The following is a 24517-nucleotide window of genomic DNA, read 5'->3' on the forward strand; positions in this document are numbered from 1 at the left end:
CCGGTCTTGTCAAACAAGCAAGTTGATTATAGCGCTCAAGCGAGGTCTATGCCAACAAAAATTTTAACGTGTGCATTTCATTATGTTCTTGACTTGAAGGGGCTTGAGGACTACACTGAAATCGTTAACAATTCTATTGCCGGGGAGAACTTATGATTACCATCAAAGATATTGCCCGTGTTGCCGGCGTCTCCCACACCACTGTGTCCAGAGCGCTGAACGGCAGCCCGCTGATCAAGAAGGTCACCCGCGACAAGATTGAGAAAATCGCCGCGGAAATGAATTATGTGCCGAATTACAGCGCCAAGAGTCTGGTTACCAAGCGCTCTTTTACCATCGGGCTGTTCTTCTCCAGTATTGATCAGGGAACCTCGTCAAGCTTTCTTGTGGATGCGATCAAAGGGATCAGCCATGTGCTGGATGAGAATTTCAACCTGACCGTTCACGGGATCGACGGCGTCCACAACTACGGAAACATTCAGCCGCAGCGTTTTGACGGCATTCTTGTCATGAGCCAGAGCGATGAGGATAATGCTTTTATTTACCATGTCAAGACGATGGGCATTCCCCTGGTCGTGCTGAACCGCCAGCTGGAGGACCCGGGTATTATGAACGTGGTGGCGAACGACCGCGAAGGCGTCAAGGAAGCTATCGATTATGCGGTCTCGCAAGGACACCAGCGGCTGGCTATTATTGAGGGCAAACCCGGCTTCAAATCTTCGACCGAACGCAAGCAAGGCTTTATGGACAGTCTGATTGAACATCGCCTGCAGCTGAATTCCGATTATTTTGCAGCAGGGGATTACAGTATTGAGAGCGGTTATGCTGCAATGACTGCCCTGCTCAGCCTTTCGGAGCCGCCGACTGCCGTATTCTGTTCCAATGATGATATGGCCATCGGTGCCATGAATGCCTGCTACGCCCACAAGATCAGCATCCCGCAGCAGATTTCCCTGCTCGGATTCGACGATATTATGTTCGCCCGGTATACGAATCCCGCGCTGACGACAGTCCGCAAGCCGATTGCCGATATCAGTGAGCTAGGTACGAAGATGCTGATCCAGCTGCTTCAGCAGCCGGAGACGAAACCGCAGCAATTATTCGTTAAGACCTCACTCGTCGTGCGTGATACTGTTGCAGGGTGTTAAGCAGCCCCTATCATCTTTGTTTCTTGCAGAACCGGATGCCCTTCCCAAGCGGAAGGATTATCCGCTTCTTCCTGATAAAAATGTTCACGTGTGCATTTATTATGTATCTTAAAGGAGATTGTGAAACCATGACAAAACGCCTATCCAGAAGCACCCAGCCCGGCTTGCCCGTGTATCCTGAACGAATGATCCAATTCGGTGAAGGCAACTTCATGCGCGCCTTTGTAGACTGGCAGCTGCAGCAGATGAACAACCAGGGATTGTTTAACGGCAGTGCAGTGCTGGTACAGCCGATCGGCCAGGGGCTTGGCGCACTGATGGCTGAACAGGATAATCTGTACACCGTGCTGCTAAACGGCATCATGCAGCAGCAGACCGTGAATTCCCGGGAGATCATCGCAAGCGTCAGCCGGGTCATCAGTCCCTACGAAGACTACGCAGCCTATCTGGCATTGGCTGAGGACGATGGACTTGAATTCATCACCTCCAACACCACCGAAGCCGGTATTGCCTATCACGCGGGAGAGCTGAATGATGCTCCGCCGAAGAGCTTCCCGGCCAAACTGACGGCACTGCTCTATAGACGTTTTGAGCTGGGCAAAAAGGGCTTTGTCATAATCCCCTGCGAGCTGATTGATCGCAACGGTGAGAAGCTGCGGGAGATTGTGCAGCAGTACGCTGCTGAGTGGCAGCTGGGCGATGCCTTCGATAAATGGTTAGTTGAAGAGAACACCTTCTGCTGCAGCCTGGTGGACCGGATCGTGCCGGGATACCCGCGTGATAAGGCAGCTCAACTGGAAGCAGAACTGGGCTATCTGGACAATCTGATGGTCACCGCCGAGCCTTTCCTGTTCTGGGTGATTGAAGGCCCCGCATGGCTGTCCGAGAAGCTGCCGCTGGCGGAAGCCGGACTTAACGTCGTTGTGACTGACGATATGACCCCTTACCGTGAACGCAAGGTGCATCTGCTGAACGGCCCGCATACCGCAATGGTGCCGCTTGCCATGATGGCCGGCCTGAAAACTGTCGAAGATGTAATGAATGACGAGACCTTCTTACGGTTTGTACAGGATCTGATGAACGATGAGCTGATCCCGATGCTGGATCTGCCTGCTGACGAGCTGACCTCCTACTCTGCTGCTGTACTGGAGCGGTTCAAGAATCCGTTCGTCCGTCATGAGCTGGCATCCATCTCACTGAACAGCATATCTAAATTCAAGTCCCGGCTGCTTCCGGTTCTGCTCCGCTACCAGCAGGAGCGCGGTAAATTGCCTGAGCTGATGACGCTCGCCTTTGCCGCCCTGCTGCTTAGCTACCGGGGAGACCGTGTGGCACGTCAGGACGGTGCCGAAGTACTGGAAGTATTCGATCTGGCCTGGAGCCATCCGGGCAGCTTCGTGCAGACCATCCTGAAGAATGACAGCCTGTGGGGCCAGGATCTGACACTGGTGCCAGGTCTGGCTGACGCCATCGCGGCCAAACTTCAGGAGCTTGAGAGCACAGACAGCCGTGCCGTGCTGCAGCAGGTTGTGAGCTGATAGAGATCTATATAAAAAATTAACAGTTTAATCTATATATCAAACCTTTTAGGAGGGACAGACAGCATGAAACGATTAATGAAAATGAACCCAAGGGATACGGTGGCTGTAGCGCTGCGCCCCATCCCTGCCGGTGAACAGCTTGAGTTCGAAGGGCTGACGCTGCAGGCAGGCCAGGATATCCCTCAGGGCCACAAAATTGCATTAACCGCCTTCGCACCGGATGACGTAATCACCAAATACGGCTATCCCATCGGCCACGCGATTGCTCCAATTGCAGCGGGCGACTGGGTCCATACGCATAACATCAAGACCAACCTTGCCGGAGAAGAGGAATATGACTATAAGCCCGAGCTCCATCCGGTCACCTATCCGAAGCGGGAGTTGACCTTTCAAGGCTACCGGCGTGCTAACGGCAAGGTCGGCATCCGCAATGACCTGTTCATTATCCCTACAGTCGGCTGTGTGAATGGCATTGCCGAACAAATGCTGACGGAGTTCAAGGCCGCGCATCCGGATCTCGGCGGCTTTGACAATTTCACTGTGCTGAAGCATCCTTACGGCTGCTCACAGCTTGGAGATGATCACCGCATGACCCGCAGTATCCTGCTGGATGCCGTGAATCACCCCAATGCCGGAGGTGTGCTCGTGTTCGGCCTCGGCTGTGAGAACAATATCGTCGCAGAATTCCGGAGCATGCTTGGCGATTACGACGAATCACGGGTCAAATTCCTTGTAGCCCAAGAGGTGGGCGATGAGGTCGAGGCCGGGCTTGCCCTGCTGGAGGAGCTGTATGAAGCCGCAAAGGATGATGCCCGCGAGCCGGTTCCGCTCAGCGAGCTGAACATCGGCCTGAAATGCGGCGGCTCTGACGGCTTCTCCGGCATTACCGCCAACCCGCTGCTGGGTGCCTTCTCCGATTTCATCATCTCCCAGGGCGGCACTTCGGTATTGACGGAAGTACCGGAAATGTTCGGTGCAGAGAAAATGCTGATGGCCCGTGCAGAGAGCCGTGAGGTCTACGAAGATATCGTCTCCCTGATCAATAATTTCAAGCAGTACTTCCTCTCCTACGGTGAACCGGTGTACGAGAATCCTTCGCCGGGCAATAAGGCCGGAGGCATCAGTACCCTGGAGGACAAATCGCTCGGCTGTACCCAAAAGGCCGGAACCTCTCCGGTCGTCGATGTGCTGCAATACGGCGTGAAGCTGCGCAAAAAAGGCCTCAGCCTGCTGCAGGCGCCGGGCAACGACCTTGTGGCCGCTTCCGCGCTGGCTGCCTCCGACTGCCAGCTGGTGCTGTTCACCACCGGCCGGGGAACACCGTTCGGCAGCTTCGTGCCTACAGTTAAGGTAGCTACCAACAATGAGCTATTTGCCAAAAAAGGCCACTGGATGGACTTCAACGCCGGGCCGCTGCTGGAAGTGCCGATGGCCGAAGTGCTCGAAGAATTTATTAGTTATATTATCGCAGTTGCCAGCGGCCAAAAAACACGTAATGAGCAGAACGAAGTACGCGAGCTGGCCATTTTCAAAACCGGAGTAACGCTATAATCTCTTATCCTAAATCCATGTAAAGGGAGCGTCATCATGTTTTTAAACGACGATTTTTTATTAACCACCGAACCTGCCCGGCAGCTCTTCCATCAACATGCCAAAGCGATGCCGATCATCGACTACCACTGCCACCTCGACCCGCGGGAAATTTATGAGGACCAGCCATTCAAAAACCTGACTGCTGCCTGGCTCTACGGCGATCACTACAAATGGCGGCTGATGCGTGCAAATGGGGTTCCGGAATCACATATTACCGGAGACGCTACGGATTACGACAAATTCCTGGCCTGGGCCAGAACGCTTCCCAAAGCTGTCGGCAACCCGCTCTACAGCTGGACCCATCTGGAGCTGCGCCGCTTCTTCGGTGTATCAGAGCTGCTGAATGAGGATTCTGCCCCGGCCATCTGGGAGCAAGTGAACCGCAAGCTGGCTGAACCGGAATTCACACGGCGGGGGCTGATCCGCAGTTCCCGTGTAAAAACGATCTGCACCACCGATGATCCGGCGGATTCGCTTGTATATCATAAGCTGCTGAAGGAAGGAGAAAAGGATTTCAGCGTATTCCCGACCTTCCGTCCTGACAAGGCGCTGAACATTGATGCTCCCGGGTTCCCCGCTTGGCTTAAAGCACTGGAAGAGGCTGCCGGAACGCCAGTAAACACGTATGCCGAACTGCTTGACACGCTGCGCGCACGTGTTGAATTCTTCCATTACCACGGCTGCCGCCTGTCTGACCATGCGCTGGATGTGCTGCGTTACCGCGCCGGATCTGTCGCTGAAGCCCAGGCCATCTTCGCCAAAAGACAGGAAGGCGCTGAGCTGTCTCCAGAGGAAATTACGCTCTACCGCACGGAGCTGCTTACCGCACTCATCGGCTTCTATCATGATAAAGGCTGGACCATGCAGCTGCATATCCACGCGTACCGTAACAATAATACACCGATGTTCCAGAAGCTGGGGCCGGATACTGGATACGACGGCATTAATGACTTGTCCATTACCGAAAGCCTGTCCAAGCTGCTCGACCGGGCCGAATGCGGATCAGGATTACCTAAGACGATCCTCTACTCGCTTAATCCGAGGGATTATCCCGCACTCCTGGCTTTGATGGGCTGCTACCAAAAGGATACTGCAGGCAAAATGCAGCTCGGCTCCGGCTGGTGGTATAACGATACCCGCAGCGGTATGCGCCAGCAGCTCACCCTGCTTGCCGACAACAGCCTGCTGGGTAACTTCGTTGGCATGCTGACCGACTCCCGCAGCTTTCTCTCTTACACCCGCCACGAATATTTCCGCCGGGTGCTGTGCGGCCTGATCGGAGAGCTCGTTGAACGCGGAGAAGCACCAGACGACATGGAGCTGTTGGGACAGCTGGTCCGGGATATCTCCTATAACAATGCCGCCGGTTATTTCGGATTTCCGTCTGCGGAATAAATAGAGGGGGAGCAAGCATGCTGCAGGTATGCCTTGAAGGGGATGGAGCTGCGCCGGAGGAGTCCGGCGTGTCCATCCTCTCCCTCTATCCTCTCCCTGTTCAGGAGGAGCGGCCTTTTATTCTTGTCCTGCCCGGAGGAGGCTATCATCATCTGGCCCGGCATGAGGGGGAACCGGTAGCTCAGTGGCTGAACAGCCTCGGCATTCATGCCGGGGTGCTGAAATACCAGACGCAGGATATTGATCCGTCCCTGCTGATCAAGGATGTAGAGGATGCACTGGTCTGGGTCCGTGAGGCACCGAAAGAATGGAACGTCCGCCCAGGGCAGATTGGTCTTACCGGCTTCTCGGCAGGCGGGCATCTTGCGGCTATTACTGCCGTCACCGCTGCCGCGGAATCTAAGCCGGATCTGCTGCTGCTGGGCTATCCCGTTATCACCTTCGAGGAGCCCTTCGCCCATGCCGGAAGCCGCCTGAATCTGCTTGGGGCGAATCCCGTGGAGGCAAGCCTCATAGCATATTCGGCGGACCGGCAGGTTGACAGCAGGACACCTCCCGCCTTCATTTGGGCTACGGCGAACGATGCCAGCGTTCCGGTGGAGAACAGCCTGAAATTTGCCGCTTCATTATCTCAGAGCGGCATTCCATTTGAGCTGCATATTTTTGAAGAAGGACGCCACGGACTCGGCTTATCCGCCGGGAATGAGGAATGCCGGCAATGGCTGCAGCTCTGTGCAAGCTGGCTAAAGAAACATCACTATGTGACAGAGGAGGAAGATTGATGCCAACACTATATATTGCCGGGGACTCTACTGCCGCCCTAAAGGGTGCGGAGGCAAAACCGATGGCAGGATGGGGTGAATATCTCCAGAAGCATTTCGGACCGGAGGTTATCATCGACAACCGCGCCATCAATGGGCGGAGTACCAAGTCGTTTCTGGCAGAAGGACGCCTAGCGGACATCGAGCGAGATTTCCGGCCCGGAGACTTCCTGCTGATCCAGTTCGGACATAATGACGAGAAGCAGGAAGATCCGTCCCGGTACACCGATCCTGATACCGGGTATAAGCAGAATCTGCAGCTGTATATTGAATCTGCCCGCAGCAGGGGCGGGCATCCTGTCCTGCTAACCTCCGTAAGCCGCCGCCGCTTCACTGCGGAGGGTGAACCCGATCCGCTGGCGGTCGGAGCCTATCCTGCGGCCATGCGTGCTGTGGCGGAGCTGACCGGAACCCCGATGCTCGATATTTTCGCTGCCTCCCAGCAGTTGTACCGGACCCTTGGCTTCGAGGGATCGCAGCATTTATTCATGCATCTGCCGCCCGGACAGCATCCAAATTATCCGGACGGCGTCACGGATGACACACATTTCAGCACTGAAGGGGCCAAACGGATTGCTGAGCTTGTAGCCGTGGCTATCAGAGAGTGTTCAGCCTTATCAGGGTTGCATCCGTCTCTACATTTGAATGCGGATACATAGTATAGATTGAGCCTGTGATTGCACTTCATACAATAGAAAACTCACTATTCTGCACTAACTCGCCATCTACCGTATTTGTTGCAATAGATTTTCGGTATTCTGTGGAAAGGCACTGGTTCGATGTAAATCTGCTGTACAGAGTGCAATAGATTCGGTTATTCGGCTAAATTAATAGGCATCTGCTGCAGAAAGTGCAATAGAATGATACGGAACTGGAATACTATGGAGCTGGAATTCAAATGGTAATTATGTACCGGCATCCGGGCCGGGCAATTGCATGCTAACTAATTTGTATCACTTAAAGGGGGATTCGATATCATGACCGTTCCGCTGCATCTCGGCATCCGCGCCCATGACTTTCCCCGGCATTACTTGCCGGAGCTGATCGGGAAACTGAAGCACTACCGGTTCAGCCATATTCAGTTTGCAGTCCATAAATCCTTCCCGGAAAGTGTCCCTTCCCTCTCCTCGCTCAGTCCGGGTACGGCTGCTTATTTCGGCGAAAGCTTCCGTCAGGCCGGTATAAGGATCGCCGTGCTCGGCTGCTATGTCAACATTGTCGACACGGATCCAGCCAAGCGCGCCCAGGCGCTGAACGATTTCAGCACCCATCTGCGCTTGGCCCGCGATTTCGGGGCCAGTCTGGTCGGGACGGAAACAGGCAGTGTAGGCAAGGGCTATACCCCGGACAATTTTACCGAGGAAGCTTTTCAGGAAGTGGTCACCTCGGTAAGGGCGATGGTGGCCGAAGCGGAACGTTTCGGGGTAACGGTAGGCATTGAAGCGGGACAGAATCATCCCCTGCATACCGCACAGCTGGCCAAGCGGCTGCTGGAGCTCGTTCCCTCTAATAATCTGCAGATCATCCTTGACTGTGCGAATCTGATGTCGCCGGATAATTATATGCAGCAGGAATTCGTCATTGCCGAGGCGCTGGAACTGCTGGGTGACCGGATTGCCGTCATCCACCTGAAGGATTTCACCGTTGAAGACGGCCGGATTGTTATCGTTCCCGTCGGCCAGGGTCAGCTGCAATTCGCACCTATTCTTCATTATATGAAATACAAGCGGCCGCATATTCAGGGACTTCTGGAGAGCACTACAGAGCCGTACTTACAGGAAAGCGTGGATTTTCTGCACCGGCTGTATAACGAAGTATAGCGAGCTATTGTTTACGCATCTGAGCACAAATAAGCACCTGCGAAAGCTCAGGTGCTTATTTGTGCTGACCTACTTTTGCAGAGGGCTACTCCCATCTCGACATGGCCTATCCTTAATGAAAGGCCTGCAACCGATGTGTTCCTCAAGATTTTCATGTAAAATAGTAAATAATGCCGGTAAGCATACTATGGCTGCAGACCCTTTCAGATTATTTTGAGGAGGACGGAATTTGATTTCATCATTGAAATGGGCTGGCCAATAAACAATTCGCTTCAACTGCTGATCGTCTGAATTCCCCTTACATATGTTAGTGATTCAAGATCATGGGTACAATTATTACAAAGTGTCATTATATAAAGGATAGGTGAAACCATGCATAATTTCGGATTCGCTCGTGTCGCTGCCGCTTCCCCTGAACTGCGGGTGGCCGACTGCGAGTTTAATGCAGCACAAATTATTGAAGTTATTAAGCAGGCAGACGGACAGCAGGTGGAATATCTGGTACTGCCGGAGCTATGTATCACAGGATATACGTGTGCGGACCTGTTTCTGCAGCCCAAACTGCTGGATTCGGCCCTGCAGGCGCTATATGAGATCACTGCCGCAACAGCCGGATCAAGCCTGGTCGTCATTGCCGGGCTTCCCATCGCAGTCCGGGGCCGCCTGTTCAACTGCGCTGCTATCATTCAGCAAGGGGCTATTCTCGGCATTGTGCCTAAGACCTGCCTTCCGGGCTACAGCGAGTTCTACGAACCCCGCTGGTTCGCAGGGGCCGAGGAGCTGGAGCTTACAGAGCTTCGACTTGGGAATCATACGGTGCCAATCGGTAATGATCTGATCTTCGCAAACGAAGCGGACGGCAACCTGTCCTTTGGCGTAGAGATCTGCGAGGATCTGTGGGTGCCTGTTCCGCCAAGCAGCCTGCTCGCCCAGGCAGGCGCGGTGCTGCTGTTCAATCCTTCCGCCAGCAACGAGCTGGTCGGTAAAGCGGATTACCGCCGCCAGCTGGTATCCAGCCAGTCCGCCTCCTGCGTGGCCGCATATGTCTATGCCGGCAGCAATACCGGTGAATCGACAACGGATGTCGTCTTCGGCGGACATTCGCTGATCGCTGAGAACGGACAGACTCTGGCCGAATCCGAGCGGTTCACCCATGAGAGCCGGATGATCACCGCCGATGTCGATGTGCCGCGCCTGCAGTACTCCCGTTCTGTAATGGGTACGTTCCGTGCCGGCAAGGGCAGACGCAATTACCGCGAAGTACTGTATGCCGATCCGGCAACGCAACACAGTGAGCGGAAACTGAACCGCCCCGTAGGTGTTAATCCCTTCGTACCCGGCAATCCGCAGCAGCGGGACGAACGCTGCCGGGAGATCCTCTCCATTCAGGTCTCCGGCCTGATGAAGCGGATCCGCCACATCGGTACCAAACAGGCTGTCATCGGAATATCCGGCGGACTCGATTCCACTCTCGCACTGCTTGTCGCTGTACGTGCCATGGAGCGCCTCGGCCGCCCGGCCAGCGATGTGCTTGCCGTAACCATGCCGGGCTTCGGCACGACGAACCGGACCTACGACAATGCCGTAGGCCTGATCAATGCCCTTGGAGCCTCACTCAAGGTTGTCGATATCAAAGCCGCCTGTCTTCAGCATTTCGAGGACATCGGCCATGACAAGGATGTCCATGACTTAACCTATGAGAATGTACAGGCCCGGGAACGCACGCAAATTCTGATGGATCTGGCCAACAAAAACGGCGGTATTGTCATCGGCACCGGCGACTTGTCGGAGCTCGCCCTCGGATGGTGTACCTATAACGGTGACCATATGTCTATGTACAGCGTCAACTCAGGAATTCCCAAAACCCTGATCCAGTACGTCGTCGCGTGGTACGCCGATCATGAAGCGGATGAGACGGTAAACAAGCTGCTGTACAGCATCATTGAAACAGGCATCAGCCCCGAGCTTCTGCCGCCGTCAGCCACAGGCGAAATAGTCCAGCTGACCGAGAACATCCTGGGACCGTACATTGTGCATGATTTCTTCCTTTACTATATGCTGCGGACAGGTGCTGCTCCGGCAAAAATGCTGTACCTCGCCCGGCATGCCTTTGGGGACTCATACCCTAAAGAGCAGCTGGTTGCCTGGCTCAAGGTGTTCATCTCCCGCTTCTTTACCCAGCAGTTCAAACGCTCCTGCCTGCCGGACGGCCCGAAAGTCGGAACCGTAAGCCTCTCCCCGCGCGGTGACTGGCGTATGCCAAGCGATGCTTCCGCCGCTCTATGGCTGCGTGAAGTGGAGAACCTGTAAATACAATTTTTGAATAAAGCTGTTCCTTGCGTCAGATAATGCTGATGCACGGGACAGCTTTTTTGTGTGTAAAAAAATTAGTTAGGTCCTTGACGTATTTCTGCTCAGATGATATATTGTTTCATGCTTTAATAATTAAGTTGTTAATTATTTATGGCTAAATTATTTTTAGGTTAATATATAAACTTTGATCTAATAAACAATTTATGTATCCGGAAGCAGCCATGGAGGTGAAGAATTGACAGAACGGGATGATTATTTTGAAATCTCCTTGCTATTCAAGACGTTCTTGAAGGGGGTTGCCCAGGAATGGAACAAACAAGGCTTTCGTTTAAGCCAGACGCAGTTCAAGGCACTGCATGTCTTGTCGAAGGAAGGACCGATGATGGTATCGCAGCTTGCCGCTGCCCTTGATTTGACTCCTGCCGCAGTTACCGGCATTACGGATCAGCTGCTCGCTGAAGCTTACATTCAGAAAGAACGCGCCGAAGGAGACCGCCGGGCGGTAAAAATTACACTCACAGCCGAAGGTAAAACCATCATCAAAGAGGTGCAGGATAAGCAGAAGGAAGTTATGCATTCCTATTTCAGTATTCTGCCCGAAGAAGACATGGATCATTTAAGAAGAATTTTTGCTGTATTGATTAAAGAAATTGACAAAAACTAAAAAGAGACGGTGACGAAGAAAACCATGGAACATTTATCTGACAAGCGCAAGCTTTCAATTATGATCGCCATTATGGCAGCTATGCTGTTTGCCGCGATTAACCAGACAATTACAAGCACGGCGATGCCGCGCATTATCGCTATCCTCGACGGTATGGATTACTATACCTGGACCATTAATATTTATCTGCTTACCTCCACGATTGCTACTGTCCTTGTCGGCAAGCTCTCCGATATGTTTGGACGCAAGCCGTTCCTGCTGGCCGGGATTTTGCTATTTATGGTCGGTGCCTTTCTGACAGGTACTTCTGATGATGTGTATCAGTTTATTATTTATCGCGGGATTCAAGGGATTGGCGCAGGTATTATCCAGTCCACCGCATTCACAGCCGTAGGCGACCTGTTCCCTCCGCGTGAACGCGGCAAATGGATGGGCCTGATGACAGCGGTCTTCGGTTTCTCCAGCGTACTTGGACCGACACTCGGCGGGTACCTGATTGATCATCTCGACTGGCACTGGCTCTTCTGGATCTTCCTGCCGCTTGGTTTTGTAGCGTTCGCAATGATCCTTGCCCTGTTCCCAAAAGCCAAACGCGGAGAGTCGACCAGTATCGATTACCTGGGTTCTCTGTTTATGACAACTACGATTGTACCGCTGCTGCTGGCGTTTTCCTGGGCGGGTACAGAATACGAGTGGGGTTCTTCGCAGATTCTCGGCCTGCTGGCAGCAACGGTTGTGTCGGCTGTCATCTTTATCTTCACCGAGACCAAAGCTAAGAATCCGATCCTGCCTCTTCATTTATTTAAAAATAGCGTCGTTACCATCTCCAATCTGATCGGGTTTCTGATGAACTTCGGCATGATGGGGGCAATGATCTATCTTTCCTTCTTCGTGCAAGGCGTGCTGGGAATTTCCGCAACTTATGCAGGGTATGTCACCATGCCGATGTCGATCGTTATGGTAGTAGCCAGCGCCTTAACCGGTCAGATGATTGCCAAGAAAGGCAAATACAAACGTTTCGCACTGATCGGTGTACCGATCATGGTTGCCGGGATGGCAATCATGGTATTCATGAACAACGTGCCGATGGCAGTCCTCAGTATGATCGTATTCGGGCTTGGCCTTGGTCTAGGGATGCCTGTATTCTCACTGGCTACACAAAATGCCGTATCTCATACCGAGCTCGGTGCAGTTACGGCCTCTACCCAGCTGTTCCGTAACCTTGGCGGCACGATTGGGATCGCCGTTATGGGTACAGTTATGTCGAACAATCTGACCAAACATCTAAAAGAAGCATTGACCTCACCTTCGGCACCGGATTTCAGCACACTGGATCCGAAGATGGCTGAGCAGCTTACAGCCTTCGCCAATCCGCAGGCGCTGATGAACAAGCCGCTGCTGGAGCAGACGCAAGCAAGTCTTCCTGCTGATGTCCAGCCGCTCTTCGCACAGATGATTGACAGTATCCGTGACGCGCTGGGCCAGACCTTGTCCACTGTATTCTTAACCGGAACAATTGTCCTGTGTGCCGCCTTCGTGCTCGTCTTCTTCCTGAAGGAGCTTCCGCTTCGGTCCTCGAACAAGGCACCGGCAGAAGGTGAAGCGCCAGAAGCCTTAGACTCCGGTAAGCTGGCTGTAGACAAAGCTTAAGCATAACGCATCCATAATTAACCCTGCTATTCAAAAAGGGCAATCCCCGGTCATTGTGACTGCGGGATTGCCCTTTTGCCTGTTCAAGATGGTTAGACCCGGAATGATCCGGGTAAAACTATTCACATCTTCCTTACAAACTGCTGTAGATTCAATAATACTAGAATTATTAAAAAGGAGGCGGCGGTGCATGACATTCTTCGAACCTGCTCAGCCGGGAGCGGACCTATCCATAGAGACTTTACATTTCGAGGCTGACGGCTTACTGCCGAATAATCCGGAACTTCCGGCGGTTCTGTATACAGGTGCTCTGCAGGATAAACCGGAAAATGCAGAGCAGATCTTTAATAGTAACGGCTGGCTGAACAGCTGGGTGAACGGTGTGTTCAGCTACCACCATTATCACAGCAATGCTCATGAGGTGCTTGGGGTGATGTCCGGCAGCGCCAGCCTGCAGCTTGGCGGTGATTCCGGCCGTACCGTTCAGGTGTCGGCCGGAGATGTGCTGGTACTGCCGGCGGGAACGGCACACAAGCGTCTTACCGCCACGGAGGACTTCCGTGTGGCCGGCGCTTATCCCGGCGGAGCCGATTACAACACCCGCCGGGCCACACCTGCCGATCACGCAGCGGCGCTCCCGGAAATCGCCAGGGTGCCGCTGCCGGAAAACGACCCCGTCTACGGCAAGGCGGGACCGCTGCTGAAGGCCTGGGGAGCGGACTGATTAGGCGTGGATATACCAAAAGCGCTTTGCCCGATTTCAGCAAAGCGCTTGCCCTCGCAGACGGCCTTAATGTCTGCTGTACATATTCTGATCCCGCAGCCGGATTAGTACCTTGCCGAAGCGTCCGCCCTGCTGCACTACTACTGTCCCCTCCGGATACGCGGCGTGCACATAGTCAGTGACGATTTGCCGGGTGCCGCTGCCGGCAGCCAGTCTATGATGATTCAGCAGCTCCAGCACCTCTTCGATGGCCGCGTCTGCCGTTAGCTCGGTGCTCTTCATTTCTTTTGTCACAATCGACTCATAAGCATAATCGTTTAAATAGAGCAGATGAAGCAGATAAGCCATATCTGAGGATTCCACCTTAGTCTCCTTGCCGGTCAGCAGCGGCAGCACCTCATTAAGCAGACTATGCTGCCTGGCCCCTGCCGCAAAACTAATATAGCAATATTGGCTGGCACAGCTGAGCACCCGCTGCACACTCTCCCAGTCATAAACCGCCGGACACATCGAGACAAAGACGAGATCGAAGGCCTGCTCCCAGCCTTTATCCGCAAGATCAATATTTTCGAAGGCTTCGCGCACTAGCTTAATTTCCGCTTTTCCCGGGCTGACCCTTGATTTGTTGGCTTCCAATAAACCGGCCAGTAGAGCATTCGGCTCAACAGCTGTAACCTCCGCTCCACGCTCGGCAAACGGCACACTGAATCCGCCGGAAGCTGCGCCGACATCCAGCACAGACAAGCCATCAAAATCGACACCCTGCCCTTCAAGCCAGCCGATAATCCGCTCGGCCCTTTGCCTTCCGCCTTCACTGAATACCTCTGCATTAAAACTCTCTGCCTTGTTATCAAAAGAATGCGTAGGATCAATGCCTGCCCGTTTCATCAGATTGCCGTGGGCTCTCGCGTCCTCCTTCCATGCTTGCTCCCATATTTGAACATTAAATAAATCCTGACTCATGGTTATCATTCCTTTCGCGTGATATACTCCTGTAACTACGGAGACTTAAAAGACTTATAATATCTGTAATAAAGCCATAAAAATAACGGCGATGATCAATCTACCGTTATTTGTGCAGCAAGCTCGGCAATTTTTTTATTCCGTAAATAATCTTCCATCCGGTTCTCGGCTTCCACCATCACCTGCTGGATCAGACATTCGCTGGGATGGTTAAGTGTGCAGTCAAACAGCGAGGCCGTTCCTTCAATCGCATGGATAATATCGAGAAAAGAAATATCGTCCTTCTTCCGCTTGAGCAGATAACCGCCATTCGCCCCGGAGGCCGACTGAATCAGTCCGGCCTTCACCAGCTTGGTCAGAATCTTGGACAGATAAGTAGGTGAAACATCCTGCCGTTCGGCCAGCTGCTGAACCCCCACCGGCTTATCAGGAGAAGCAGCGACCAGAAAAAGCATCGTATGCAGCGCATAATTCGTGGCTTTGGAGTACTTCATCTTCCACCTCAATTAAAGACTTTATTAGTCTATAATAGCCTTTATTCAGATGAAAGGCAAGCTCTTTAATCATACAGGAGCAACCATATGATTAAAGAGCGCCAACCGCAGGTAACTAGGCTTCCATCACACAAACAACTTAACGGGGAAATCTCCATCTAATTTGTCCACTTTCCCCTTGAACATCGAATCAGGTGGAAAAACTCCATCTAATTCCCCTGAAAACGCGGCACCCAGCCCGTATCTGGGAAATTAGATGGAGAAAATCCCTCTAACGTCCGCCCCCAGCACCTCCAGAGAAAATTAGATGGAGAAAATCCAACTTGTATCTGTCTCCGTTTGGGTACCAAGAAACCTGCATGAGCGCACATGCTTCTGCCGGCAAGGCCGCGGTATCGCAGGTTCCGTAGTTTTCAGTAGTTCCAGCAGTTCCAGTAGTTCCCGTAGTTCCCGTAGTTCCCGTAGTTCCCGTAGTTCCCGTAGTTCCTTAGTTCCCGTAGTTTCCGTAGATCTCCATACTTCCCCTAGTTCACGTTGTTCAAGTATTCCCCCGTGCCCCACCCTTACTCTATAGTTGCCGTTAAGATTTCACACAACGCGCCAAATAGCGAATGCTCAAGCTTAAGCGCTGCCAGGGAAGCCAGCGCAGCCGCAGGCGATGCTGACGACTTAACCAAGCCGAAGATCTGCTCCTTGAGCTGAAACTCAATTTGTGCCCGGTTCAGCAGGGTGAAAATGTCCTCTTTCACCCTGTTCCCGGCGAGCACAGCGCCGGCGAATTCAACCTCAATGGCGGTATCCGTCGCCACCTCTGTAATCTCAACCGTTAAGATATGCGATGCATCGTCATACCCGGTTACCGTCCCGGCTTCCTCGCCTCCAACAAGCACCCGCACCTGCGAATCGGACACACCCGTGAAGCAGAGCTTCCAGCTCCGCCACCCCGGAATGGCAGCTGTATTTCCGCGGGCAGCGCCGATCGTAAAGCGGGCTGCTTCTTCCCAGCTCAGCGTCATTTCCGTGCAGCACCAGTTCTCTTCCCGGTCTTCTGCCGTTTCCTCCGTGTCTTCCCACAGCTGAAAGCTGCCGCTACTACCGGCAAATACTCTAACCTCTAGCTGCTGCGGATTCGCCACCGAGGAGGTATACTCGGTCAGGTCGGCCAGCGGAATAATTGCTCCCGCCTTGGCCAGCACCGGAATGCTCTCCAGATTCCGGTAGAGCGCCAAGCTGCGTCCGCCATCGTATACTCTGCCGCTGAAGAAATCAATCCAGCGGCCTTCCGGCAGCCACGCTTTGAATTCAGCAACGCCCGTTCTGCGGTCTACCGGCCGGGTCACCGGACAGGCGATCAGCTCCGTGCCGAAGTAGTACTGGTTCGGCACATCATAAGCCTCGGGCTGCTCCGCATGATGGTAATACATTGGCCGGACCAGCGGAAGCCCGTCCCGGCTGGCATAACGGTTCATCGTATATAAGTACGGAATCAGCCGGTGCCGCAGCCTCAGCGAAGCCTTCATCAACGACTCTGCAACCGGGTTGAACCGCCACGGTTCCTTGCTGTTGAACGGGCTGGCTGAGCTGTGCAGACGCAAGATAGGGGAGAATACGCCAAACTGCACCCAGCGCATCCCCAGCTCATCATCCAAATACCCCTGCATATGTCCGCCGATGTCGTGGCTCCACCAGCCGTACCCTGCATTTGCAGCATTGGCTGTAAAATACGGCTGGAAATCGAGCGATTCCCAGGTGACAATCGTGTCGCCGGAGAAGCCTACCGGATAACGGTGGCTGCCGAGTCCGGCATAGCGTGAGAAGGTTAACGGCCTGCTTCCCCGCCGTCCGCTGTCCAGATAGTGATAGTGGTTCAGCATCCACAGCGGATCGAGGCCCGGAACCCTGGTCACTCCGCCCTGCTGCCAGTCAATCCACCAGAAGTCCACGCCTTCTTCTTCCAGCGGGTGGTGCAGAACCTTGAAATAAGCCTGCAGGAATTTCGGGTCGGTAATATCAAATTCCACTGCATCGCCCCGCTCCGGATCCATGCCCAGCTCCGCGGCAATCGCCAGATAAGGGTCTTCGAAAGCCCGCACTCCATCCGCCGGATGAACGTTAAGCGTGACGTGCAGTCCCCGCTCATGCAGCCAGGAGAGGAATTCTCCCGGGTCCGGGAACAGCTCGCGGTTCCAGGTATAACCCGTCCAGCCGCTGCCGTACTGGGGATCAACATCGACAAGATGCCAGTCCATGTCCATTACGGCAACAGAGAAGGGAATCTGCTCCGACTCGAACCGCTCCATCAGCGCTTTGTATTCATCCGCCGTGTATCGGTAATACCGGCTCCACCAGTTGCCAAGTGCATAGCGCGGCAAGAGCGGCGTAGGCCCGCACAGCTGATAGAAGTCCTTCAGGCAGGCCAGATAATCATGGCCGTAGCCGAAGAAATACAGGTCCTGCCCTTCTGCGGTACGAGGCGTGACCTGACCATCCCCCTCCAGCAGGAGTGAACGGCTGTCGTCAACAAGCGTATACCCGCTGCGGGACAAGAGCCCGGACTCCAGCGGAATCGCCCCGTCCGCATTATCTAGCGTACGCGCCGTACCGCCGAGGTCCTGTGGCATGTCGCCATAATTCCAGACACTCATCAGGTGGCCCGAACCGTTCCGGACGCGCACACTGAGGCCGTGGCGGGAAAACGGCTGCTTGTCATAGCTCACATGCAGGTGCAGCGTAATCACCTCAAGCTTGTTCCCGTGGTCGATCACGCGGAATTCGGGGACAGCAAAATCCCGGTTCACCACAGTCTGTGTAGCCCGGTCCTCAAAGCTTCCCCTGGCGCTGTATTCCAGGCGGATCAGCTGCGGAGTCAGGACCGTAAAGCGATAACCATCTCCCTGAATGATTGCGTCCGTATTAGCGCAGGGCTGCACCCGCAGCTTCATATGTCCCGGCAGGGGACGCTGCTCTTGAATGGCATTATTAGTTTTGTTCATTCTGTCTGCAAACCTCTTTTCCGGCCAGCCGGGTTCGATGAAGACTACTCCTTCACCGCGCCGATCATGACCCCCTGGTTAAAGTATTTTTGGATAAACGGATAGACGCACATGATCGGAACGGTAGCCACGATGATGACCGAATAGCGCATCATATTCGCCAGCCGCAGCGCGAGCTGCGCAGCCTCACCGGACCCTATGCCTGACTGCATTTGGTTCGTAATCAGAATGTTGCGGAGAATCAGCTGCAGCGGGTGCAGATTAGGATTTTTGAGATAGATCAGGGCATTGAAATAAGAATTCCAGTGGCCGACGGCGATCCATAAGCCCAGCACGGCAATAATCGCTTTGGATAACGGCAGAACGACCTGTGTAAAAAAGCGGAGATTTCCGCAGCCGTCAATTTGCGCCGCCTCCCATAAATCTCCGGGGATACTCGTCTGGAAGAAGGTACGTGCGACAATAATGTTATATACGCCTACAGAAAACGGCAGCACCATCACCAGAAAGGTGTCATAAAGATGAAAATCACGGATGGTCAGAAAGGTCGGAATCAGCCCGCCATTAAAGAACATCGTAAAAATAAAGAACAGCGACAGAAACTTGCGCCCCCGAAGATCCTTGCGCGAGAGTGCATAGGCCGCTGAAATGTTCACTACAAGTCCGATGGCTGTCCCGGCAATTGTGTACAGAATCGTATTCCGGTAGCCGATCCAGATATTTTTATGGCGCAGCAGCTCCTGATAGCCGTCCAGGGTGAACCCTTTCGGAAACAGCCAGACCTGCCCGCCGGACACCGCCGAAGGATCACTGAAGGAAGCGATAATTATAAAATACAGCGGGTAGATCAGGAGGATCAGAAAGATCACCGCAACAGCATACATTACAATTTCCATAACCGTGTCCGAGGACCGGTTGTTTTTGATTTTCCCCTTGTTCTCTTTAACTACAGGCGTTAGTACTCCCATCGCTCTGCTCCTCCCTTCTACCACAAGCTGTTTTCGCTGATTTTTTTGGAAATCTGATTGACGATGATAAGCAGAATAAAGTTAATGACGGTGTTGAACAGATTGACCGCCGAAGAAAAGCTGTACTGGCTGCTGAGCAGACCGATTTTGTACACATAAGTAGACAGAATTTCACTGGAGGTGGCATTGAGATCATTCTGCATCAGATAAACCTTCTCAAACCCAACTCCAAGCAGACCCCCGACACGTAAAATCAGCAGGGTAACCGCTGTTGGCATCAGCATTGGAATATCGATAAACCGCACTTTATGCCAGCGGCTTGCGCCGTCAACGGTTGCGGCCTCATACAGACTGGGGTCAACCGCTGATAAAGCGGCAATGAAGATGATGCTGTCCCAGCCGACATGCTGCCACACATCCGACCAGACATACACGCTGCTGAACAGCGCGGAGGAGCCCATCAGGTCAGGAGCTTCTTTTCCGAACAAGCTGTACAGATTCCCAACCAGCCCTGTGCTCGGAGACAGCAGAATGACCATCAGCCCGACCATGACCACTGTGGAGATGAAATGCGGCATGTACGATACGGTCTGAAAAAAACGCCGGAACCGGTTCGGCCGCATCTGATTGACCATCAGCGCCAGGATAATCGGAATCGGAAAGGTAACGAGACTGTACAGGCTAATAATCAGCGTGTTCTTAATCGTGGCCGAAAATTGATAGGAATTAAAAAACTTCTCGAAATATTTGAACCCTGCCCACGGACTTTCGGCAATCCCCATCGCCGGGCTGTAATCCTTAAAGGCAATAAGTATGCCGTACATCGGCTTGTAAGCGAATAACAGTGAAAGCACCACAGCGGGGAGCAGCAGCAAATACAGTCCCCAATTTCTTTTCACAGCTCCGAACGTCCCCCCGGGACTGGCTTGACCGGATCTCATGAAATCCCCTCCTGAATCATTAGTTGTCTGGACTCTATAATGACAGGCCGGGCGGCACAGAACAGCCTGCCTCCGGCTACAGTAACTTCACTGCCGTCAATCAAATTACGGTAGACTCCATCCGGGATTCCTGTCTCCACTTCTGCGGACTTACCTCTCAGACTAAACACGCCTACCAGTTTCTGTTCGCCCCAGGTATAGGTTCCGGTGATAATGTCTTCTTCCTCAAGTGCGTGCAGCTTACAGATGCCCTGGGCCATAATCTCCTTCTGCTTGATGGGATAGAGCGCAGCGAACAGCCAGGACAGGTCGGTGCCAGTATTCCAGCTGACCGTATTCTTGTCGAAAAGGTCAGGGCAGACCCCGTTCGCAGTTTCCTGCCCGCCGTAAATCAGCGGCATCCCCTTCTGGAAATACAGGAAGGCCGTCCAGTTGATCAGGTCCTGTTCATCCGGAATCACCGCCTTGGCCCGGGCCCGGTCATGATTCTCCAGAAACCGCAGCTTGACATAGTTGTCCGGATACAGATATTCCTGGGCGTTGATCTTCTCCACATAGCAGCCCAGTGTATTCTCTCCGGCCAGATAGCCGCTGAAATACGGATAAATATCATAGTCATAGCAGGCATCGAATGCCTGCAGAATTTCCGCATCGCTGAGTCCGGTCAAGCCAAGCGAACGGAGATGCATAATAAAGCCCGGCTCGATGGATTCGGCTAACCACAGGCAGTCCGGATTGACCGCAGCAACCTCCTCACGGGCCCGCTGCCAGAACGCAAGCGGCAGCAGCGGCGCAACGTCGCAGCGGAAGCCGTCCACGAGTCCGGCCCACATCCGCAGCGTCTCAATCTGATACTCCCATAGTTCTGCGCTCGTATAATCCAAATCTACAATATCAGCCCAATCACCCGCTCGGTTTCCAAACTGCCCTTCCGGCGTTTTGTAGAAAAATTCCGGATGCTGCGTCACCAGCACCGAATCCGGCGAGGTGTGATTGTACACCACATCAATGATACATTTCATTCCGTGGTCATGGATCGCGCCGACCAGACGTGTGAAATCCTCCAGCGTTCCAAGCTCCGGGTTAATCTCCCGGTAGTCCTGATTGGCATACGGACTGCCGAGTCCGCCTTTGCGGGCAGTGCGGCCGATCGGATGAACCGGCAGCAGCCAGATGATATCCACACCCAGCCTGCGGATACGCCCGAGATCCCGCTCCACCGCCTGGAAGGTTCCCTCTTTACTGTGATTGCGGACATAAACCGAATATACAACACTGCTACGCAGCGATTTCGCAGTTAACTTCGCCATTACCGTTACACTCCTATAGTTGAAATAGATATACGCCTGTTGTGTTGATTAGCTATACGCTCAGCAGACAAAGTGGAATATCTCCACTTAATTCTTCATCAAACAACGGTATTAGAACGATAGTGGGAAAAACTCCACTTCATCCTTCCGAATTTGTCCCTCAGAGGGCTGAATGGCCGAAATAAATGGAGTTTTTCCATTTAGATATCGTAATTCGTGAAAAGTAATAGACTTAGGTGGAGAAAATCCAACTAAACTCTGGAGCAAATGGAGTATCATTTCAGGATTGATATCGCAGGACGAATTGGGCCGCCTTGATGAAGCGTCCCTCCGGGAGCGGCGTTTTGTCCGCTCTTTGGATGCTTTCAATCAGCATTTGCGAGGCCATGGAGCCCATCCGCGAGATGCTCTCGTCCATCAGCCCGTCAAATAATGGCGCTCCCGGTGAGTTGCCTGTAAAGCCTGCACTTGCCGGATCAACCACCCGAGACATGAATTTGACCTGCTGTGCTTGACTCTGGTTCCTGCCAACACCATCCGCTTGTGCTTGACTCTGGTTCCTGCCAACGCCATCCGCTTGTGCTTGACTCTGGTTCCTGCCAACGCCATCCGCTTGTGCTTGGCTATGTCTTCCGCCACTGCTCCCTGCAGACCGGTCATCCTCGACCAGCACGAACGGATAACCACCCTGCTTCAAGAAGTCGACCACTGCGCTGTTTTTGCGGCCGGACAGCAGGATTGCACCATCGGCGCGTCCGCCCTTCATGAGACGGGAAACGGCTTCCAGCTCTTCCTGTTCCCCTGCGCCTGACCCGATCTGAATGTCATAGCTGAGACGCCCGGCCCCCAGCACAATTCCGCGGATCAATTCCATAAAAAACAGATTGGAGGACCATTTCTCCGCCGTACCCGGCAGCAGCACGCAGATGCAGCGGGTTGACCGCGTGACAAGGTTCTGCGCGATAATATTCGGCGTATACCCCAATTCCTCCATCGTTTGGCGGACTTTGCGGGAAGTCTCCTCCCTGACATTCGAATGGCCCGTCAATACCCGGGAGACCGTGGAAATGGAGACTCCCGCCCGGCGGGCTACTTTTTTCATCGTAACTGTCATCATATCCTCCTCCAGCAGGTCACTCGCCTCTTATTAACATGGGCTTGGCCAGTCATTCCTCATCCCCGGCCGCCGCCAGCTGTCCCGGAGACAATACCGCCCCGCGCAATGGGCTGCGCAGGGCGGATGAACAGAGAGGGAAACGAATTATTTTACACTTACATATCGGCTGTAAGCTTCCGTACGGATCTTCAGCAGCTTTTCCAGACCCATGTCGTTCAGCTTCTTCACATAGTCATCCCAGCCTTCATCAATACCGCCTTTGCTGATAAACTGGGCACGCATGGTGTTCACATAGGTGTCAATGTCCGTAGTCAAGGTAGGCAGCTCCTGGAATTCCTCGGCAGTGTACATAACGTTAGGGAATGGCTCTGTCACATATTCACTGCCCAGCTTATCGAGCTGCAGCTTCAGGCCGTCTCCGCTTTCCGTGCTCAGCACAATGTTCTTCTCAAACGCAGGGCTTACATATTTCGGACCGAAATCGCGGAGCGACTGATCCCAGTACCAGGCATCTGCGCTGGTTCCGGCTGGCGGGTCCATAAGGGTATAAGTGCCGTCATCGTTCTTCTGGATAACGGTTCCGATCGCGCCCCAGAAGTTTTGGATACTTGCTTCATTGGTGTAGAACTGATCAGCCCAGCGGGCAGCGATTTCCGGTGTTTTGCAGGAAGAGGTGATCAGCAGCTCATTGCGTGCCAGGTTCATCCCAATCGGATTACCGATGGTGTAGCGCTTGCCGTCCGGTCCGGCGATCGGCGGAATAGTTTCATACTGGTCGCCCCATTTGCCGAATACGGCATCCGGTGTCCACTGGTAGGAGAAGCCGACAACCGGAGCATCCGGATTCTGGAACTTCGCGGATCTCATCGTATCGTCCTGTGTGAACAGCTCTTTGTCGAGCAGACCTTCGTTATACAATTTATTTTCCCATTTGAGGCCTTCCTTGTATTCTTCTGATGTCGGGTAATAGATCGCTTTACCATCCTTCACCAGCATGTTGTTATTGTTCAGGTCGGCAATTCCGAAGGGGCTGATCAGGTCATTGCTCACTTCGATGTAAGGAATCTCATCCTGCTTGCCGTTGCCGTTCGGGTCCTGCTCTTTGAAGGCTTTCATCACGTTGTAGAGATCGTCGATAGTATCCGGAACCTTCAGGCCCAGCTTGTCGAGCCAGGTTTTGTTGATGACCGGCTGGCGGGAGCTCATCGGACGCGAAGGCAGTCTGGCCGGCATTGAGTAGATTTTTCCGTCAGGGAAGGTGCTGATCTTCTTCATATCCGGCGTTTCTTCCATCGCTGCCTTGAGGTTAGGCATATACTGGTCGATATAATCATCCAGCGGGCGGAAATAGCTCAGGTTGTTCACGATATCGGAGTCGGAGAAGGTCTGGTCACCCAGCACCACATCCGGCAGGGTTCCGCTGGCCAGCATGATCGATTTCTGTTCGGCCCAGTCATTGGAGGACATGACCTGCCAGTCTATTTTCACATTTGTATTGGTTTCGAGATCCTTCAGCCATTGGTTCTGGGTAAACGTATCGCCCATGCTGCCCCAGCGTACGGTCAATACCTTCAGCGTCACCGGCTCGCTTACAATCGGCAGCCCTTCTTTGTTGAAGCCGCCCGTATCGCTGGCAGCGGAGTTATTCTCCTTATTATTGCCGCTGCAGCCGGCGAGTCCCGCTACCATCACTGCTGCCAGAAGGCCGGTAGCCAGCTTCTTGGCCGTAAAATTCCTGCTCTGCTTAACCATTGTGTACATCCCCCGTTTCTGTTGTGTACGTCCTCTTTACATGTCTAATCATAACCGCTCGCATCTCCGTATTCCGGACGCTTTGCCCCCGTTATTCGGACCTCTGCCTCCGTTTATACACTCTTGAGTGACTTAGCACTGCCCGCTTCAAAACCCATATAACAGTTTCCAGACTTTTGTTAGCGCTTTCCGGACTTTGCGGGGGATCGGCTGTCTATTCTTATGTTTTTTTTGCTTAAAGGTTTTATAATGATTTTGTTACCACCGTAAAACGCATTCATAGATGATATTACATAGAAAGGATCCGGTG

18 protein-coding genes and 1 pseudogene are annotated in these 24517 nt (G+C 53.2%); 11 read left to right on the forward strand and 8 right to left on the reverse strand.

Features of this window, described 5'->3' with window-relative positions; all coding sequences use genetic code 11:
* Positions 1–149: 149 nt before the first annotated feature.
* The 11 genes and pseudogenes from QU597_RS20030 to QU597_RS20080 all read left to right on the forward strand — a co-directional run.
* Positions 150–1148: pseudogene (locus tag QU597_RS20030) on the forward strand (LacI family DNA-binding transcriptional regulator); the annotation flags it as partial.
* Positions 1149–1276: 128 nt separating this feature from the next.
* Entirely contained in the window at positions 1277–2686 is a 1410-nt protein-coding gene (locus QU597_RS20035) for a tagaturonate reductase (RefSeq protein ID WP_310829523.1), read from the forward strand.
* Between the two features lie 66 nt (positions 2687–2752).
* Complete coding sequence (locus QU597_RS20040; RefSeq protein ID WP_310829524.1) at positions 2753–4240, forward strand: UxaA family hydrolase; 1488 nt, start codon at positions 2753–2755, stop codon at positions 4238–4240.
* A gap of 36 nt (positions 4241–4276) precedes the next feature.
* Positions 4277–5677, forward strand: a complete 1401-nt coding sequence (gene uxaC, locus QU597_RS20045) for a glucuronate isomerase (protein ID WP_310829525.1) — start codon at positions 4277–4279, stop codon at positions 5675–5677.
* A gap of 17 nt (positions 5678–5694) precedes the next feature.
* Positions 5695–6459 (forward strand): alpha/beta hydrolase, encoded by a 765-nt coding sequence (locus QU597_RS20050; RefSeq protein ID WP_310829526.1) that lies wholly within the window; start codon positions 5695–5697, stop codon positions 6457–6459.
* A complete protein-coding gene (locus QU597_RS20055; RefSeq protein ID WP_310829527.1) occupies positions 6459–7157 on the forward strand; it encodes a rhamnogalacturonan acetylesterase in 699 nt (232 codons plus the stop codon). The genes QU597_RS20050 and QU597_RS20055 overlap by 1 nt, the downstream gene beginning before the upstream one ends.
* A gap of 318 nt (positions 7158–7475) precedes the next feature.
* A complete protein-coding gene (locus QU597_RS20060; RefSeq protein ID WP_310829528.1) occupies positions 7476–8318 on the forward strand; it encodes a sugar phosphate isomerase/epimerase family protein in 843 nt (280 codons plus the stop codon).
* A gap of 372 nt (positions 8319–8690) precedes the next feature.
* Positions 8691–10628 (forward strand): NAD(+) synthase, encoded by a 1938-nt coding sequence (locus tag QU597_RS20065; protein WP_310829529.1) that lies wholly within the window; start codon positions 8691–8693, stop codon positions 10626–10628.
* 238 nt (positions 10629–10866) lie between these two features.
* On the forward strand, positions 10867–11295 hold the full coding sequence (locus QU597_RS20070) for a MarR family winged helix-turn-helix transcriptional regulator (RefSeq protein ID WP_310829530.1): 429 nt from the start codon (positions 10867–10869) through the stop codon (positions 11293–11295).
* 24 nt (positions 11296–11319) lie between these two features.
* The gene (locus QU597_RS20075) at positions 11320–12945 is read left to right on the forward strand and encodes an MDR family MFS transporter (RefSeq protein WP_310829531.1); all 1626 of its coding nucleotides are present in this window, start codon (positions 11320–11322) and stop codon (positions 12943–12945) included.
* A gap of 190 nt (positions 12946–13135) precedes the next feature.
* Entirely contained in the window at positions 13136–13669 is a 534-nt protein-coding gene (locus tag QU597_RS20080) for a cupin domain-containing protein (RefSeq protein ID WP_310829532.1), read from the forward strand.
* Between the two features lie 66 nt (positions 13670–13735).
* On the opposite strand, the gene QU597_RS20085 is transcribed toward QU597_RS20080, so the two are convergent.
* The 8 genes from QU597_RS20085 to QU597_RS20120 all read right to left on the reverse strand — a co-directional run bounded on the left by QU597_RS20085 (position 13736) and on the right by QU597_RS20120 (position 24207).
* A complete protein-coding gene (locus tag QU597_RS20085) occupies positions 13736–14632 on the reverse strand; it encodes a class I SAM-dependent methyltransferase (protein WP_310829533.1) in 897 nt (298 codons plus the stop codon).
* Between the two features lie 95 nt (positions 14633–14727).
* Positions 14728–15126, reverse strand: coding sequence for an Rrf2 family transcriptional regulator (locus tag QU597_RS20090; protein WP_310829534.1), 399 nt, complete (start codon positions 15124–15126; stop codon positions 14728–14730).
* 563 nt (positions 15127–15689) lie between these two features.
* Positions 15690–18119, reverse strand: coding sequence for a glycoside hydrolase family 31 protein (locus QU597_RS20095; RefSeq protein ID WP_310829535.1), 2430 nt, complete (start codon positions 18117–18119; stop codon positions 15690–15692).
* Between the two features lie 44 nt (positions 18120–18163).
* Positions 18164–19087, reverse strand: coding sequence for a carbohydrate ABC transporter permease (locus tag QU597_RS20100; RefSeq protein WP_310829536.1), 924 nt, complete (start codon positions 19085–19087; stop codon positions 18164–18166).
* A 17-nt stretch (positions 19088–19104) separates the two neighbouring features.
* The gene (locus QU597_RS20105) at positions 19105–20028 is read right to left on the reverse strand and encodes an ABC transporter permease (RefSeq protein WP_310829537.1); all 924 of its coding nucleotides are present in this window, start codon (positions 20026–20028) and stop codon (positions 19105–19107) included.
* Positions 20025–21338: an alpha-amylase family glycosyl hydrolase gene (locus tag QU597_RS20110; RefSeq protein WP_310829538.1), complete on the reverse strand. Its 1314-nt coding sequence runs from the start codon at positions 21336–21338 to the stop codon at positions 20025–20027. The genes QU597_RS20105 and QU597_RS20110 overlap by 4 nt, the downstream gene beginning before the upstream one ends.
* A 280-nt stretch (positions 21339–21618) precedes the next feature.
* Positions 21619–22455: a LacI family DNA-binding transcriptional regulator gene (locus QU597_RS20115; RefSeq protein WP_310829539.1), complete on the reverse strand. Its 837-nt coding sequence runs from the start codon at positions 22453–22455 to the stop codon at positions 21619–21621.
* A gap of 144 nt (positions 22456–22599) precedes the next feature.
* Positions 22600–24207 (reverse strand): extracellular solute-binding protein, encoded by a 1608-nt coding sequence (locus QU597_RS20120; RefSeq protein ID WP_310829540.1) that lies wholly within the window; start codon positions 24205–24207, stop codon positions 22600–22602.
* Positions 24208–24517: the final 310 nt, after the last annotated feature.

Source organism: Paenibacillus pedocola (assembly GCF_031599675.1).
GTDB lineage: Bacteria > Bacillota > Bacilli > Paenibacillales > Paenibacillaceae > Paenibacillus_AQ > Paenibacillus_AQ pedocola.